The sequence below is a fragment of the Sulfitobacter sp. HI0129 genome, from assembly GCF_001635395.1.
Lineage (GTDB): Bacteria > Pseudomonadota > Alphaproteobacteria > Rhodobacterales > Rhodobacteraceae > Sulfitobacter.
In genome coordinates, this window is record NZ_LWGH01000250.1 from 1 (window position 1) to 14408 (window position 14408).

Annotated in this window: 15 protein-coding genes and 1 tRNA gene; 7 read left to right on the forward strand and 9 right to left on the reverse strand. The window is 64.5% G+C overall.

The features are described 5' to 3' along the window. A partial coding sequence (trpA, locus tag A3764_RS04605) for a tryptophan synthase subunit alpha (protein ID WP_067951256.1) occupies positions 1-714 on the reverse strand: 714 nt, incomplete at its 3' end. Positions 715-836: 122 nt separating this feature from the next. On the opposite strand from trpA, the gene A3764_RS04610 reads away from it, so the two are divergent. After that, positions 837-1028 (forward strand): hypothetical protein, encoded by a 192-nt coding sequence (locus A3764_RS04610; protein WP_067923554.1) that lies wholly within the window; start codon positions 837-839, stop codon positions 1026-1028. Positions 1029-1088: 60 nt separating this feature from the next. Then, a complete protein-coding gene (ychF, locus tag A3764_RS04615; protein WP_067923543.1) occupies positions 1089-2186 on the forward strand; it encodes a redox-regulated ATPase YchF in 1098 nt (365 codons plus the stop codon). An 87-nt stretch (positions 2187-2273) separates the two neighbouring features. Here ychF and A3764_RS04620 read toward each other — a convergent pair whose 3' ends face one another. Beyond that, a complete protein-coding gene (locus A3764_RS04620) occupies positions 2274-3152 on the reverse strand; it encodes a LysR family transcriptional regulator (RefSeq protein ID WP_067951258.1) in 879 nt (292 codons plus the stop codon). A gap of 102 nt (positions 3153-3254) precedes the next feature. Between A3764_RS04620 and A3764_RS04625 the strand changes: the two genes are divergently transcribed. The 4 genes from A3764_RS04625 to A3764_RS24520 all read left to right on the forward strand — a co-directional run bounded on the left by A3764_RS04625 (position 3255) and on the right by A3764_RS24520 (position 8125). Then, entirely contained in the window at positions 3255-4814 is a 1560-nt protein-coding gene (locus tag A3764_RS04625; RefSeq protein ID WP_067919677.1) for a proton-conducting transporter transmembrane domain-containing protein, read from the forward strand. Next, the gene (locus A3764_RS04630; protein WP_067919675.1) at positions 4811-7174 is read left to right on the forward strand and encodes a YbcC family protein; all 2364 of its coding nucleotides are present in this window, start codon (positions 4811-4813) and stop codon (positions 7172-7174) included. The genes A3764_RS04625 and A3764_RS04630 overlap by 4 nt, the downstream gene beginning before the upstream one ends. 391 nt (positions 7175-7565) lie before the next feature. Then, a tRNA-Ser gene (locus A3764_RS04635) sits at positions 7566-7655 on the forward strand. A gap of 110 nt (positions 7656-7765) precedes the next feature. After that, positions 7766-8125, forward strand: coding sequence for a hypothetical protein (locus A3764_RS24520; RefSeq protein ID WP_150120605.1), 360 nt, complete (start codon positions 7766-7768; stop codon positions 8123-8125). Between the two features lie 210 nt (positions 8126-8335). Here A3764_RS24520 and A3764_RS04645 read toward each other — a convergent pair whose 3' ends face one another. Continuing rightward, the gene (locus A3764_RS04645) at positions 8336-8782 is read right to left on the reverse strand and encodes a hypothetical protein (RefSeq protein ID WP_067919672.1); all 447 of its coding nucleotides are present in this window, start codon (positions 8780-8782) and stop codon (positions 8336-8338) included. 167 nt (positions 8783-8949) lie between these two features. Between A3764_RS04645 and A3764_RS04650 the strand changes: the two genes are divergently transcribed. Beyond that, positions 8950-9498, forward strand: coding sequence for a hypothetical protein (locus A3764_RS04650; RefSeq protein WP_067919670.1), 549 nt, complete (start codon positions 8950-8952; stop codon positions 9496-9498). A gap of 81 nt (positions 9499-9579) precedes the next feature. On the opposite strand, the gene pcaC is transcribed toward A3764_RS04650, so the two are convergent. From pcaC to A3764_RS04680, 6 genes are all read right to left on the reverse strand, one after another. Then, positions 9580-9972 carry a 4-carboxymuconolactone decarboxylase gene (pcaC, locus tag A3764_RS04655; RefSeq protein ID WP_067919668.1) on the reverse strand — a complete coding sequence of 131 codons (393 nt, stop codon included), beginning with the start codon at positions 9970-9972 and terminating at the stop codon, positions 9580-9582. 19 nt (positions 9973-9991) lie between these two features. Beyond that, positions 9992-11158 carry a 4-hydroxybenzoate 3-monooxygenase gene (gene pobA / locus A3764_RS04660; RefSeq protein WP_067919666.1) on the reverse strand — a complete coding sequence of 389 codons (1167 nt, stop codon included), beginning with the start codon at positions 11156-11158 and terminating at the stop codon, positions 9992-9994. 116 nt (positions 11159-11274) lie between these two features. Beyond that, on the reverse strand, positions 11275-11964 hold the full coding sequence (locus A3764_RS04665) for a Crp/Fnr family transcriptional regulator (protein WP_067919664.1): 690 nt from the start codon (positions 11962-11964) through the stop codon (positions 11275-11277). Then, positions 11957-12745 carry a tyrosine-protein phosphatase gene (locus A3764_RS04670; RefSeq protein ID WP_082850970.1) on the reverse strand — a complete coding sequence of 263 codons (789 nt, stop codon included), beginning with the start codon at positions 12743-12745 and terminating at the stop codon, positions 11957-11959. Before A3764_RS04670 ends, A3764_RS04665 begins: the two co-directional genes overlap by 8 nt. Continuing rightward, complete coding sequence (locus tag A3764_RS04675; protein WP_067919663.1) at positions 12742-13548, reverse strand: metallophosphoesterase family protein; 807 nt, start codon at positions 13546-13548, stop codon at positions 12742-12744. Before A3764_RS04675 ends, A3764_RS04670 begins: the two co-directional genes overlap by 4 nt. Beyond that, positions 13548-14336 (reverse strand): ATP-binding cassette domain-containing protein, encoded by a 789-nt coding sequence (locus A3764_RS04680; protein ID WP_067919662.1) that lies wholly within the window; start codon positions 14334-14336, stop codon positions 13548-13550. Before A3764_RS04680 ends, A3764_RS04675 begins: the two co-directional genes overlap by 1 nt. Positions 14337-14408: the final 72 nt, after the last annotated feature.

Here is a 14408-nt window from a genome sequence, read left to right on the forward strand (position 1 = left end):
TCCGACGATGGCCGAGCCCACGACGACGCCATCGGCAACTTCGGCGATGGCGCGGCTCTTGTCGGGGGTGTTCACGCCGAACCCCACGATCACGGGCAGGCCGCTCGCATCGCGAATGCGCGTGACCTCCGGTGCGACATCGGCGGCGTCCGCTTCGGCCGACCCGGTGATGCCGGTGATCGAGACATAGTAGACGAAGCCGGAGGTGTTCTGGAGAACGCGGGGTAGGCGCTTGTCATCGGTCGTGGGGGTGGCAAGGCGGATGAAGTTCAGGCCCGCCGCCTGCGCGGGCAGACAAAGCTCGCTGTCCTCCTCCGGCGGCAGGTCCACCACGATCAACCCGTCGATCCCCGCTTCGCGTGCGGCCTTCAAAAAAGCGTCCACGCCCATGGAATAGATGGGATTGTAATAGCCCATCATCACGATGGGTGTGGTGTCGTCATCTTCGCGAAAGCGCCGCGCCAGTTCGAGCGTCTTCTTCAGAGTCATACCCCCTTCGAGCGCGCGTTGTCCGGCCAACTGGATGGTCGGACCGTCCGCCATGGGGTCGGTGAACGGCAGGCCAAGCTCGATAATGTCGACCCCGGCCCCCGGCAGGCCGCGCACCACTTCGAGCGAGGTGTCGAAATCCGGATCGCCCGCCATGACGTAGGAGACGAAGGCCTTGCGACCTTCGGTCTTCAGTTTCGCGAATGTGGCGTCGATACGGGTCATGGGGCTGCCTTTCAAATCTCCGCCCCGCAATGCCGAATGCGGGCGGGAAAATCAATGCACCTTGGCATGATGGGTCGGCTCAGGCCCTTTTCTTTCCCCGCGCCGCACCTATCTTGGCTCGCATGAACTATGTACTCGCGCTTTTCCTGCCTCCGCTGTCGATCCTGCTTACGGGCCGGGTCTTTACCAGCATCATCGTGTTCCTGATCTGGGTGCCTGCCATCATCTTTTCCGGCGGGCTGACCCATCCGATGTTCATCCTGCTGGCGTGGATCCTGATCTACCAGTCGCGCGAAGAGCGCCGGTCGCGCTAAGCCTTGCGCTTGGCCCGCTGAAACCATAGGACGGCGCGAACTTTCCGGAGGACGTGGGTCATGGGTTTCAAGATGGGTATCGTGGGGCTGCCGAACGTCGGCAAATCCACCCTTTTCAACGCGCTGACGCGGACGGCCGCGGCCCAGGCGGCGAACTTCCCCTTTTGCACGATCGAACCCAACGTCGGCGAAGTGGCGGTGCCCGATTCTCGGTTGGACAGGCTCGCCGGGATCGCCAAGTCCAAACAGGTCATTCCCGCCCGCATGACCTTCGTGGATATTGCCGGTCTCGTGAAAGGTGCGAGCAAGGGCGAGGGCTTGGGCAACCAGTTCCTTGCCAATATTCGCGAAGTGGATGCCATCGCCCACGTGCTGCGCTGCTTCGAGGATGACGATGTCACCCATGTCGAGGGGCGCGTCGATCCCGTGGCCGATGCCGAGACGATCGAAACCGAACTGATGCTTGCCGACATTGAAAGCATCGAGAAGCGTTTGCAGAACATCACCCGCAAAGTGCGCGGCGGCGACAAGGAGGCCGTCCAGCAGGAACGCCTGATGCGCGCGGCGCTGGAAGCTCTCGAAGCGGGCCGCCCCGCGCGCACGGTCGAGGTGGACGCCGAGGACGCGAAAGCCTGGCGGATGCTCCAGCTTCTGACGACGAAGCCGGTTCTATACGTCTGCAACGTGGGCGAGGCGGAGGCCGCGGAAGGCAACGCCCTTTCGCAAAAGGTGGCCGAAATGGCCGCGGCGCAGGGCAACTCGCACGTGGTGATCTCCGCACAGATCGAGGAGGAGATCAGTCAGCTCGAACCCGAAGAGGCCGCCATGTTCCTCGAAGAGATGGGCCTGAAGGAAGCCGGGCTCGACCGGCTCATTCGCGCGGGCTACGATCTTTTGCGTCTTGAAACCTATTTCACGGTCGGCCCGAAAGAGGCCCGCGCCTGGACGATCCCCACCGGCACCACCGCGCCCAAGGCCGCGGGCGTCATCCACGGCGATTTCGAAAAGGGCTTCATCCGGGCAGAGACTATCGCCTACGACGATTTCGTCACCCTAGGCGGGGAAGGCCCTGCCAAGGAAGCCGGAAAGATGCGCGCCGAAGGCAAGAGCTATACCGTCAAGGATGGCGACGTGTTGCATTTCCTGTTCAATACCTGAGGTTAGGGCGAATTCGGCGGGACGGATCCGCGATTGGCGGTAGGCCTCCGGGCGTGCCGCCTAGTAGCCAATGGCCCCCCCCGACCCTCACACATCCCCATGGTCCGTCAACGGCCCGATGAGGCTTTCCAGTAACGGGTGCGGGAATGTCCGGGGCGCTGTTACGGCATAGAAGCTCTCGATGATGTCGAGCGGGAAGGGTGCGCTCGCAAGCAGGCCCTGTGCCAATTCGTCCGCCAGAACGACGGCGGGGGTGATGGCGAGGCCGAGGTCGCTGCGGGCGAGCAATCGCACCATCGCCATGTCGTCCACGGTGGCGGCGATCCGGGGCGTGATGCCGAGGCGGGCAACAAGGCTGTCGAACCCCGTTCGGATCGAGCTTTCAGTTGGCAGGATCACGGGCTGGGCACTCAGCAGGTCCGCAAGTGAGCCGTAGGCGAGGCGATGCGCCGTACCATGGATGCCGACCGACTGTTCTGCGATGCGGTGCGCGACAAGCGTGGGGAAGGTGTCCCGGGGCGGCGGATCGGTCAACAGCACCACGTCGAGAGCGAGATCCTCCAACCCGCGCAGCAATGACAGGCTGCTGCCAGAGGATAGAACCAGCTCGGCCTTGGCCGCCAGCGCGGGGCGCAGGAAACGCAGCTGAAAGTTGCGCGAGAGCGTAGAGAGGGCGCCGACCCGAAGCGGCGCATGCGCAGCACCCCCTTCGGTGAGCGTAGCCACGAGGTCATCACCGACAGCAAAGATGCGTTCCGCATGATCGAGCGCGATCCGCCCCGCTTCGGTCAGTACCATCGCTCTGCCGGTACGCTCGAAAAGCAGATGACCCAGACGTTCCTCCAACTGGCGAATCTGGGTGGACAGCGCGGATTGGGACAGGTTCAGCAGGGCGGCGGCACGGGTCAGGTTGCCCTCTCGGGCAACCTCCTGAAAGTAGCGCAGGTGGTGATAGTTGAGCCGCATATCGTTCTATTAATCAGAACGTTTCCATCCATACAATGTATTTTTATTTAAGCGAAGCGGGCTTTACCTCGGCGGAAANATTCATCCCCCCGGAGGTTTTCGATGGGTTATCTGCTTCTGCTTCCCCCGCTTCTGCTCGCCCTCGCGGCGCTCGCGATGCGGCTTTCGCCGCCCCCCCGCGGGAGCTGGCGCTTGCGTCTGCCCGAGATCGCGGCGCTTGGCGCATTGGCGGTGGCGGCGCTCGCCACCGTTCAACTTACTATTGCGGGCCCCTCGACGAGCCCGCTGATCGGCTTCGCTTCGATCGGTTTTTCGGCGCGCACTGATATCGTCAGCATTGCAATGACGTTGACGGTTGCTTTCGTCGGCTGGGTGGTACTGCGGTTTTCGCGCGTGGCGCTTGACGGGGAGGCGCGGCAACCGGCTTTCATGGGCTGGATGGCGGCCACCATCGCCTGTGTCCTGCTGCTGGTAGGCGCGGGCAACATCGGGCAACTGGTTCTCGGCTGGGTCGCAACCGGCTTTACCCTGCACCAGTTGCTGCTGTTCTATCCCGAACGTCCCAGAGCGCAGCGCGCCGCGCGGAAAAAGGCGCTGAGCGGCATCGTGGCCAGCACCGCGCTGTTGATCGCGGGCGGTATCCTCGTCTTCGGCTTCGGCACATCCGACATCGCGGCCATCAACGCCGCCGCGCAGGCGGGGGAGGGGCCGTCGCTGTTGTGGCTGGCGGCGCTGCTGATGGCTGTCGCGGCGATCTTCAAATCCGCGCTGGTGCCGACCCACGGCTGGTTGACCGAAGTGATGGAGGCGCCCACACCTGTTTCGGCCCTCTTGCATGCGGGCGTGGTGAACGCCGGTGGCTTTTTGCTGATCCGTTTCGCCGATGTGTTGGTCGCTGCCCCCGGTGTGCTGGCGGTGCTGGCGCTGGTCGGCGGGTTTAGCGCCCTGATGGGGGCGGCGGTGGCGCTGACACAGCCCGCGGTCAAGACTTCGCTTGCCTGGTCCACCTGCGCGCAGATGGGGTTCATGGTGCTGCAATGCGGCCTCGCGCTGTTCCCGCTGGCCCTTCTGCATATCGTGGCGCATTCGCTCTACAAGGCGCATGCCTTCCTCTCCTCCGGCGGGACGGTGGCCGAGGTGATGGCGACACGCCGCCCCGGGCCGGTCGCGGTGCCGAACCTCGGCGCCGTGGCGCGGGCCTTCGGGCTGGCGATTGTGCTCTACCTTGTGGTGGGGCTCGGCTTTGACATCACCGGCAAACCGCCGCAGACCGTGGCGCTGGGGGCGATCCTGATCTTCGGCGTGGTCTACCTGATCGCCCAAGGGCTCGCCGATCAGGCACCCCGGGCCCTGACCTGGCGGACGGTCGGGCTGTCGGTGCTGGCGACGGTTGCATATTTCGCCCTGCAACAGGGCGCCAGCTGGGTCGCGGCGGGCACGCTGCCACCCCCGCCGCCGCCCGACGGGCTGATCTGGGCGACGATTACCCTTGCACTGGCAAGCTTTGCGGTGGCCGCCGTGGCGCAGACGACCTTTCCCCTCTGGGCGGGGCATCCTGCTGCCGCGGGCCTGCGGGTGCACCTGATGAACGGCCTTTACCTCAACGCAGTTTTTGAGCGGCTGTCCGGCCGCTGGACCCCAAATACCGGAGCGACACAATGAACGCGCATATCACCTGGCCCGGCCACACGCTGGAGCTTTTCGCCTGTGCCGAAACGGCGATGCGGCAAATCCCTCCCGCCTTTCCGCTCGATGCGACCGTGGCGGTCAACCCGTGGCTCGGACAAGTCAAAGAAGATCGCCGTCTGGCTGCGGCCCGGCTGGCCCGCTTGGGCGGGGGGCGCATGTTCCTGCCGCGCGGGGCTGTCGCTGCAATGATCTCGGCGGGGGGCATTTCGGCGGAGGATCTTTCCGCCGCGGCTTCTGCACATGGCTTCGCGGTGGATGATCTTCAGGGCGCAGCGGGGCGGGAGGAGCCCGCGGTGCCGGTTCTGGCGACGGTCGCGGACCTTGCACAGAAAGCCGACGGTATCGACTGGCCGGCACTTCTGGAGGAACGGATCGGCCTATGGGCCGGCGGGCATTTCGACCGCGGGCAGGCCTTTTGGCCCGCGCCCGATATCGGGGCCTGGGCGGGTTGGCGTGCCTTTGCCAGTTGCGATCTGACACCGGAGATCGCGGGCCTGACGGGATTCTCGGCCCGGGTGGCGGCCATGTCGCTGCATCCGCGCGCAGCCTTCGGAGAAGCCTGTACCGCGCTGGGGCTGACGGCAGAGAACGCCCCCCTCTACTTTCACCGCCTGCTCGTCACCCTTTCAGGCTGGGCGCAATACGCCCGCCACCTCGGCTGGGTGGCTGAACGGGACGGGGGCCGGGACAGCACCCTGTTCGAGCTGCTGACCATCCGGCTGGCCTGGGATGCCGCCTTGCTGGAAACCGGCAAAGCCCCGGCAGAGGCATGGCAGCAAGCGCAGGCCGAATACGCCCAGCCGATAAAGGCCGATCGTGAGACGCTTCTTGATGCAGCGCTGCAGGAAGCCCATGACCGCAGTGCGGAGCGTCGGCTCGCCGATCAGTTGTGGCAGCGCGGGGCGGATACGTCTGACGAGCCGCCCGCCATTCAGGCAGCCTTTTGCATCGATGTGCGGTCCGAGCGCCTGCGCCGCGCGCTGGAGGTGTCCGATCCGCAAATTCACACCATCGGTTTTGCGGGTTTCTTTGGTCTGCCGGTGGGCCACCGGAGCCATGCCTCCGATATCGTCGAGGCGCGCGCCCCGGTCCTGCTGCGCCCCGGGATCAGGACGCAGGCAGCGGACAAGAACCAGGACGATGCGGGCGAACGTGTCCACCTGCGGACGATCCGGGCATGGGGCCGTTTCAAGCGCGCTGCCGTCTCGGCCTTTGCCTTCGTGGAGGCGGCGGGGCCGCTCTACATCGGCAAGCTGCTGCGCGATGGCCTTGGCCTCCCCAAACTCAAGGGCCCCGATGCGCCGCCAGAGCTGAACCTGCCACTGGCGGAGCGGGTCGCCGCTGCCGAAGGCGTGCTGCGGGCGATGTCGCTGACCGAAGGCTTCGCCCGCCTCGTGCTGATCTGCGGACATGGTGCCACGGTGACCAACGCGCCCCATGCCAGCGCCCTGCAATGCGGCGCCTGCGGTGGCTATGCGGGTGACGTCAACGCGCGGCTTCTGGCGGGGCTGCTGAACGAAGATGCGGTGCGCAGCGGCCTGCGGGAGAAGGGGATCTACATCCCCGCAAACACGCATTTCGTGGCTGGCCTGCACGACACCACCTCCGACGCGGTCCGGCTGTTCGACGAAACGCTGCCGAGAAGCCATATGGCCGAAACCGATCGCCTGCGCGGCGCCCTGGCCCGCGCCGGTGTCCTGACCCGGATTGAACGCGCGCAATCGCTGCCCCATGGTGCGGAGGAAACGATGGCACGCCGCGGCAGGGACTGGTCGGAAGTACGGCCCGAATGGGGCCTTGCCGGATGCCGCGGCTTCGTCGCCGCCCCCCGGGCGCGCACGGCCGGGCAGGACCTCGGGGGTACGGTGTTCCTGCACGATTACGATTGGCAACAGGACCAAGGCGCCGCCACGCTGGAACTTATCCTGAGCGCACCTGTGGTCGTGGCCAGCTGGATCGCCCTGCAATACCACGGCTCCGCCGTCGCGCCCGAAACCTTTGGCGCGGGCAACAAGCTGCTGCACAACGTCGTGGGGGGCATCGGCGTGCTGGAAGGCAACGGTGGCCCCCTGCGCGCGGGCCTGCCGTGGCAATCGGTGCATGACGGCGAGACACCGCGCCACGTGCCGAGCCGACTGGTGGTGGCAGTGGAGGCAACGGAGGAGATGATTTCCCGCGTGCTTGGCCGCAGGCCTGAAGTCCGTGCGCTGTTCGACAACGGCTGGCTGACGCTGTTGGCCCTCAAGAGCGACGGTGCCGCTGCCCGCCGCTACGAGGACGGTGGCTGGGTGGCCAGGGCGGCAGGCGACGCGGCCATAGATGTGGCGGCATGAGAGGGGCGATTGGGGCGAGCGGCGGATCGCACCGGTGATCACGCTTGGCGAGGAGCGGGCCTTCGGCCCGGTCCCTGCCGAGCGGATGCCGCATAGCCACGGTTTCCTCCGCGATGATCGCTTCGGAAGTGCCTCCTAAAGGATGAGGCGACCTTGGCATTCGCAGTGCGCATACTTTGAAGATCGCAGAATTCTATGCGCCCAGCGATCTTGTAAAAGGTTGAACCCCCCTCGAGCCAGCACTCGGATAGTTGCTAATTCCTGCTCCCTCCGCTAGCAAATCCCGATCTTCGCGGGCCATTTCAATGGTTTGTCACGCTCCAAGGAAGCAAACCAGAAAAGCCCAATTTCGCCTTGTATCACCTAAGCTTGCGCGGCTATACCCGTCGGCGGAGACGTGGCCGAGTGGTCGAAGGCGCTCCCCTGCTAAGGGAGTAGGCGGGAAACCGTCTCGAGGGTTCGAATCCCTTCGTCTCCGCCATTACCAATTGATTTTATTGGATAAATTTGCGCTCAGCCAATCCTACCCATGCGATTTTCAGGGCTTTGAATGGCATTTTCTCCGCATCCTCCACCGCGTAAGATACGAACATGAGCATAGATCGGAAAACACTTGATGCGTTGGCAAGCGCGGGCGTTAGCCTAGTTGCTACCGTTGAAGCACCATGGGGCGGCATTACCGTAAACCTTCAACCAAGCGACGTTGAAGACTTCCTTCGTGATCGGGCTGAGTGGTTCGCTAGGAAAAATGGTGCCTTCAAATCGCAATATCTTGATTGGCTAGCCACCTACGGCGAACCGCGCTGCGGCGCAAAGACCGCGAAGGGCGCACGCTGCAAGAATTCCGTCAGCGGCGGCATACAGCGCCCCTTTGACGTTTGGTTGCAAGAAGACGGCGGCTTCTGCCATGCGCACGGCGGGGCGACAAGCAAAGAAGCGCGTGGAAAATAGCCAGTCTTTTGGTGCCCAATCGTCGTAGTCAGGCACCACGCTAGTTCCATATGGGTTGAGCGCAAGGGTGTCGCCCTCACGGCGGATAACTGCCTTCTTTGTAAGGGCGTTAATCGCAGCCTTGGCTTTCGTGGCGTCCAAACAGCACATGCTTGGCCCGCCCGGCGCGGCCCACATTAGATGGGCGCCAACGGACCCCCTTCTCCCCCGTCATGTATTCGACGTCCAGAAACAGCGGTCGAAATCGACATAGCGCAGCATCTCCTCGCGCTGACCGACGGGTATACGGCGGGAGCATCCTTCCAGAACCTCCGGACTTTCAAATACCGAAACCGTGCCGGTGGCGCCGGGATTGCCGGAGGTGCAGAGTTCTTCCCCGGGGGAGAGATATTCGGTGTACCGTCCGCCCTCTATCGTTTCCACCGCGAAATAATATCGGGTGCTGTCGCTGTTGCGCACGCAAAGGCGGTCGCGCGGCATCTCGCTGGCGGGGAGCGGGGTCGTGGGCTGATCCGGGCCTTCATCGCTGATGCGGTGGTAAATGCCGCAGCAGCGGGAGTGCTCGGGGTTAAGGAGCAGCTGCGCAGCGCTCCTGTCTTCGCTCTCCCCGATCGAATAGGGCAGGGTGAGACCCAGCCCGAGCAGCATGATCTTCATGTTGACCCTCCTGAAAGGCCCCAAGTCTGGGGCGAACGGGGGCGGGTGGTCAAATGTCGAAACATTCCGACACGCAATGGTGATGGAGTTGTGACCCTGACCGCAGGGAATATCCGCTAGGCTTGAAGGTAATTGAAATTTTAGGACAAAGATCCGGAAAGGGGCAAATGATGATTAAGAAGATGACAGCGGGAGCCCTCGCACTGACGATCGCAGGCGGAATGGCCGTGGCCCAGGACGCACCTTTCGGAACCGACGCGGATGCTGAATATGCGGCCAAGCTCTGGTCCGTGATGGAGGAGATGAACCTCGCGGGTGAAGGCATGGTGCGCAGCTTCCCCTATGAAGGTGTCGCCCCCCACGGCATGATGCTGGAAACCTTCTATACCACCGCCACGCTCGACGGGCATACCGGTGATCTCGTGGTCAAGCGCAACTACGGGCCCGAAGGTGTCAGCGTCAACGAAGTCATGGCCGACCCGGACAAGCATCTGGGCGCCCTGACTGTGATGTTCCGCCGCGAAGCGGGGTTTGACGCGGACAATGCGGATTGGTTCTGGGTGAAATATCTGCCCGATGGGTCGCTGGACAAGAACCCCAAGGGTATGCGCCTTGCGGGTAAGGTCGCCAAGGGCGCGGATCAGGGCTGCATCGCCTGCCACTCCGGTGCCGGTGATGACATGCTGTTCACCACCGATCATCTCGCCTCGAACTAATATTATCGCCTGAGATTTCAGGCTTTGGCAAAGGCCCCGTGTGCAACAGCACGGGGCCTTCTGCGTTTCATGGGTAGGGCGTCATCTTTCGGGCGGGTCTTCGGCGGCCATTTCCTCGAACGTCTGCCGGGCCAGCTTCAGCGCGTGGTTGGCGCGCGGTACCCCGGCGTAGATGGCCACGTGCTGGAACGTTTCGATGATATCCTGCTGGCTGGCGCCGGTGCGCCGGGTGGCGCGGATATGCATCGGGATCTCGTCGAAATTCCCCAGGGCCGCCAGAAGCGCCAGCGTCAGCATGGAACGTTCGCGCAGGTCGATGCCGTCGCTCGCCCAGACCGTGCCCCAGGCCGCTTCGGTGATCAGCGACTGGAACGCGGAATCGAGCGGCGTCCGCGCGGCTTCGGCCCGGTCCACATGGGCGTCACCCAGCACCTTGCGGCGCATCTGCGCGCCCTTTTCGTAGCGTTCGGTCATTCGGGTATCCTTTCCCGGGTCAATAGGGCAGGCCCACGTAATTCTGCGCCAGCACCGCCTGAGCATGTTCGTTTTCCTGCAGAAAGGCGACCTCTGCCTGCTGCATGCGCCGGTCAAAGCCGGACTGACCGGGGAAGCGGTGCATCAGGTTGGTCATCCACCAACTGAAACGCTCCGCCTTCCACACTCGGGCGAGCGCTTTGGGGGCATAGATATCGAGCGCGTCGTGATCGCCTGCGTAATGGCTGATGAGCGCCTCTGAAAGGTAGTGCACGTCCGATGCCGCGGTGTTGAGACCCTTGGCACCCGTGGGGGGTACGATATGGGCGGCGTCCCCACAGAGGAAGAGCCGCCCCCAGCGCATCGGCTCGCAGACGAAGGACCGCAGGGGCGCGATGGATTTCTCGATCGAAGGGCCGGTCTGCAGCGTTTCGCCATAGGCTGCCGGTATCCGGCGGCGCAGGGCATCCCAGAAGGCATCGTCTGACCAGTTGGCCGGGTCGTCCGCGATGTCGCACTGGATGTAATAGCGGCTGCGGCTTTTGCTGCGCATGGAACAGAGCGCGAAACCATTGTCCGAACTGGCGTAGATCAGCTCATCATGGACGGGCGGTGTATCGGCGAGGATGCCGAGCCAACCGAAGGGGTAGATCCGTTCGAATTCCTGCCGGACGGCGCCCGGAATCGTCTTTCGGCTGACGCCATGATAGCCGTCGCAGCCCGCAACATAGTCGCAGCGGATGCTGTGCCTATTGCCCCCTTGGGTATAGGACACGGTCGCGCCGTCCCCTTCGATCCCTTCGATGACGACATCCTCAACCTCGAATTCCAGCCGTGCGCCCATGGCCTCGCGCGCGGCGTAGAGGTCGCGGGTGACTTCGGTCTGCCCGTAGACGAGCACCGTCTCCCCGGTGTGTTGTTCGAAGTCGATGCGGATCTCATCGTCCCCGTAGGAAAGTACCGTTCCGGAATGCACCAGACCTTCGCGGTCCATGCGCGCCCCGGCGCCCGCGGCCCGCAACTGGGCCACCATGCCGCGTTCCAGCACCCCGGCCCGGATGCGACCCAGCACATATTCCTTTGTCTTGCGTTCGAGCACGACGGTGTCGATGCCCGCGCGGTGCAGTAACTGGCTGAGCAACAGACCCGATGGACCGCCGCCGACAATGACGACCTGTGCGCGCATGATATTCCTCCCGCGGCGCACTCTGCGCAGCGCGGCGAATAAAGTAAATGAGTTAGCGATTATCGGGAAGAATTGTTCCGTTCCGCGTTTGTGCGCCGCCTTACAGCGCAGCGGGATCAACTGGCGCGGCTTGCGCGTTTCAACCGCTCATTGTCGAGGATGTGGATGTAGCCGTCCACCACGCTCACGATCCCTGCGGCGGTGAGCTTTGACATGTTCCGGTTCACCGCTTCGCGCGTCGCCCCCAGCATGAGCGCCAGTTCGGTCTGCGAGAACTTGCGCGTAAAGACGAACCCGCCGTTCCGCTGGTCGGAATGCGCCATGGCAAGGTCCGAAAGCTTCATCGCGAGCCGTGCGCCGAGGTCGTAGAAGGCGGCCCTGTGAAGGTCTTCGGTATTGCGACGCAGTCTTTCGCACAGCAGTATGATGACATGTTCGGCCAGGTCCGGATCTTGCCGCAGGATCCCGCGGAAGCGGTCGCGCGGGAAATGCAAAAGGCGGGTCGCGCCCATCGTATCGGCGCTGGCGGAACGCTCGCCCCCGTCAAGCAGCGCAATCTCACCCACTACCTCGCCCGGCTCCAGCAGCCACATGGTCAGCTCCCGACCCTGCGGATCGGTGCGCCAGATGCGCACCAGCCCCGACACGATGATCCAGAGACCGCCCGAGGGGTCCCCCTCACGGAAAAGGGGGCCGTCCGCCGGGGGGCTCTGCACCGAACTGCAGGCAGCAAGCATTTCCAGCGAGATATCCGCAGCGGAGGAAAACAGGTAACAGCTTTCGATGATGGCCCGCCGGTCACCCATGATGAGCTTTGTTTCCCTTGTCGGTGTGGGGTTCCGGCGCCCGAAGCCTGTCCCGCAGGCGCGCCCGATCCGCAGCGGCCAACCCGATGTGGTCGAGGTATCCTTCCACCCCGCCATGGCAGTGGGCCAACTGGTCAAGCGTCGCCTCCATTGTCGGGGCCGGGCTTTCCAGAAGCCGGGCATAGCGGTCCACGTCCGCCCCGTTGTGGCGCGCCAGATCCAGCAGTTCGCGTTTCAGATCTGGGATGAACCCTTCCGTCGCGGTATAATCGGCCACGATCTCCGCCCTAGGCACCCCGGCGAGCCACAAGAGCAGGGCGGCGATGATGCCTGTGCGGTCCTTGCCCGCGGTGCAGTTGAACAGAACCGCGCCGTCGGCGGCGGCCGCCATCTCTGCGAGGATCTGGCACAGGGCCGCCCCGCGGGTTTCGATCGCATCGAGGTAGAAATGAAAAAGCGGATGATCGGCCCCGTCCCGCGGGCGGGAAAGGGCAGCAGGGGACAGGTCGTCGAACAGGGGCAGGTTCAGGTAATGCACATCGGCAAAGGCGGCGAAGGGGTTGGGCGCGCGCTGTACCTCCTGCCGGGTGCGCAGGTCGATGACGGTGCGCAGCCCGGCGTCGTGCAGGCGGGCGACTTCGCTCTCCGACAGGCGGTGCAGGCTGTCGGCGCGCAGAAACTGCCGCCACGCGGTGCGCCCGCCGTCCTGCGTGGGAAAGCCGCCAAGGTCGCGGACGTTATGGGCCCCCTCCAAGGGCAGATGGCGGCGGGACGGGCTCATCGGAATGCCCTGACGCGGTCGCCGTCCACCACGGCGATTTCCTTCTGATCGGGGCTGAGGGGCACGAAGGACACCGTCAGCCCGGTAGGCCGCCAGTCGCAGATGGCGAAACCGGTGCCTTCCACCACCCGCATAACGTCCGGTCGGAGCTGATCCACGGTTGAATGCTGCCCGTTGGCGACAATGACCGGAATCCCATGCCAAAGCGACACGCGGTTCACGTGGATATGCCCTGTCAGGATCGCGACGACGTCATGGCCCTGCAGCGCCTTTGCCAGCCGGTCGGTGCTTTGCGCATCGAGGCTGGCCCATGTCAGCTCGTTCGGGTCCACCCGGGGGGGGTGGTGCACCATGACCAGTTTGGGTACATCGCCATGCCGCGTCAGCGCCTGTTCCAGATAGTCGAATTGCGCGTCGTCGATGGCCCCCGCGATGCGCCCCGGGACAGCGCTGTCCAGCGTGATGACATGCAGGTCGGAATGGACGGCATCGTGGAAATAGGGCGTATCGCCCATGCCTTCGGAAAAGATCGCGTTGAAACCTTCGCGCTTGTCATGGTTGCCGAGGGCCAGCACCACGGGCGCCTTCAGGGGACTGAGCAACTCATTGACCAGCCGGTAGCTCTCGACGTCGCCATGGTTCGTCAGATCACCGCTGATCGCCACGAAATCCGGCTGCGGGTCCATCCCGTTGATGGCTTTGACCACCCGTTTCAGGGTGGCAGGGGTGTCTGACTGCAGATGCGTGTCCTCCAGATCCGGGTGCGAAATATGCAGATCGGTCAGGTGGATAAATCTTGTCATCAAGTAACTCCGGCGGCTTTCAACAGTGTCTTCGTATAATCGGATTCAGGTGCGCTCAGGACCCGGTCGGTCGGCCCCGCCTCGACCGTGCGACCGTGGCGCATGACCAGCAGACTGTCGCACAGCGACGCGACGACTGCCAGATCGTGGCTGATAAAGAGTATGCCGAGGCCAAGCTCCTCCTGCAGGTCCATCAGCAGGTTGAGAATCTGCGCCTGCACCGACACATCTAGTGCGGAGACCGCTTCGTCCGCCACCAGCAGGGCGGGTCGCGTGACGATGGCGCGGGCGATGGCAATGCGCTGGCGCTGCCCGCCTGAGAATTCATGCGGGAAACGCTCCGCATCGCGCGGATGCAGGCCGACCTGTTCCAGCGCCTCGGCCACCCGGGGGCCGGTCTGGTCCGTCGCCTGCGCCGCGCGCAGCGGTTCGGCCACCGACCAGCCGATCCGACGGCGCGGATCGAGCGAGCCGAAGGGGTCCTGAAATACCATCTGGAATTCGCGCCGCAGGCTGCGCAGCGCCTTGCGGGGCAGGGCGTTGGGGTCCGACCCCCGGAAGCGGATACTACCGGCATCCGGCGCCTCGAAGGCCATGACCATGCGCGCCAGTGTCGATTTGCCGGAGCCGGATTCGCCCACAACGCCCAGTGTTTCCCCGGGCGCGATCGACAGGCTCACGTCTTCGACCGCCGTCAGCACGGGCGCGGGGGCCAGCAGACGCTGCCGGGGCAGGCGGTAGCGCCGCGTCACGGCGCTGACCTGCAGCAGCGGCGGGGGCGTCGTCATGTGCCCCCCTCGCCGAGCAGGTGGCAGCGGGCGGAGCGCGCCGTACCGGTAGAACGCTCACTGGGGCGCTCC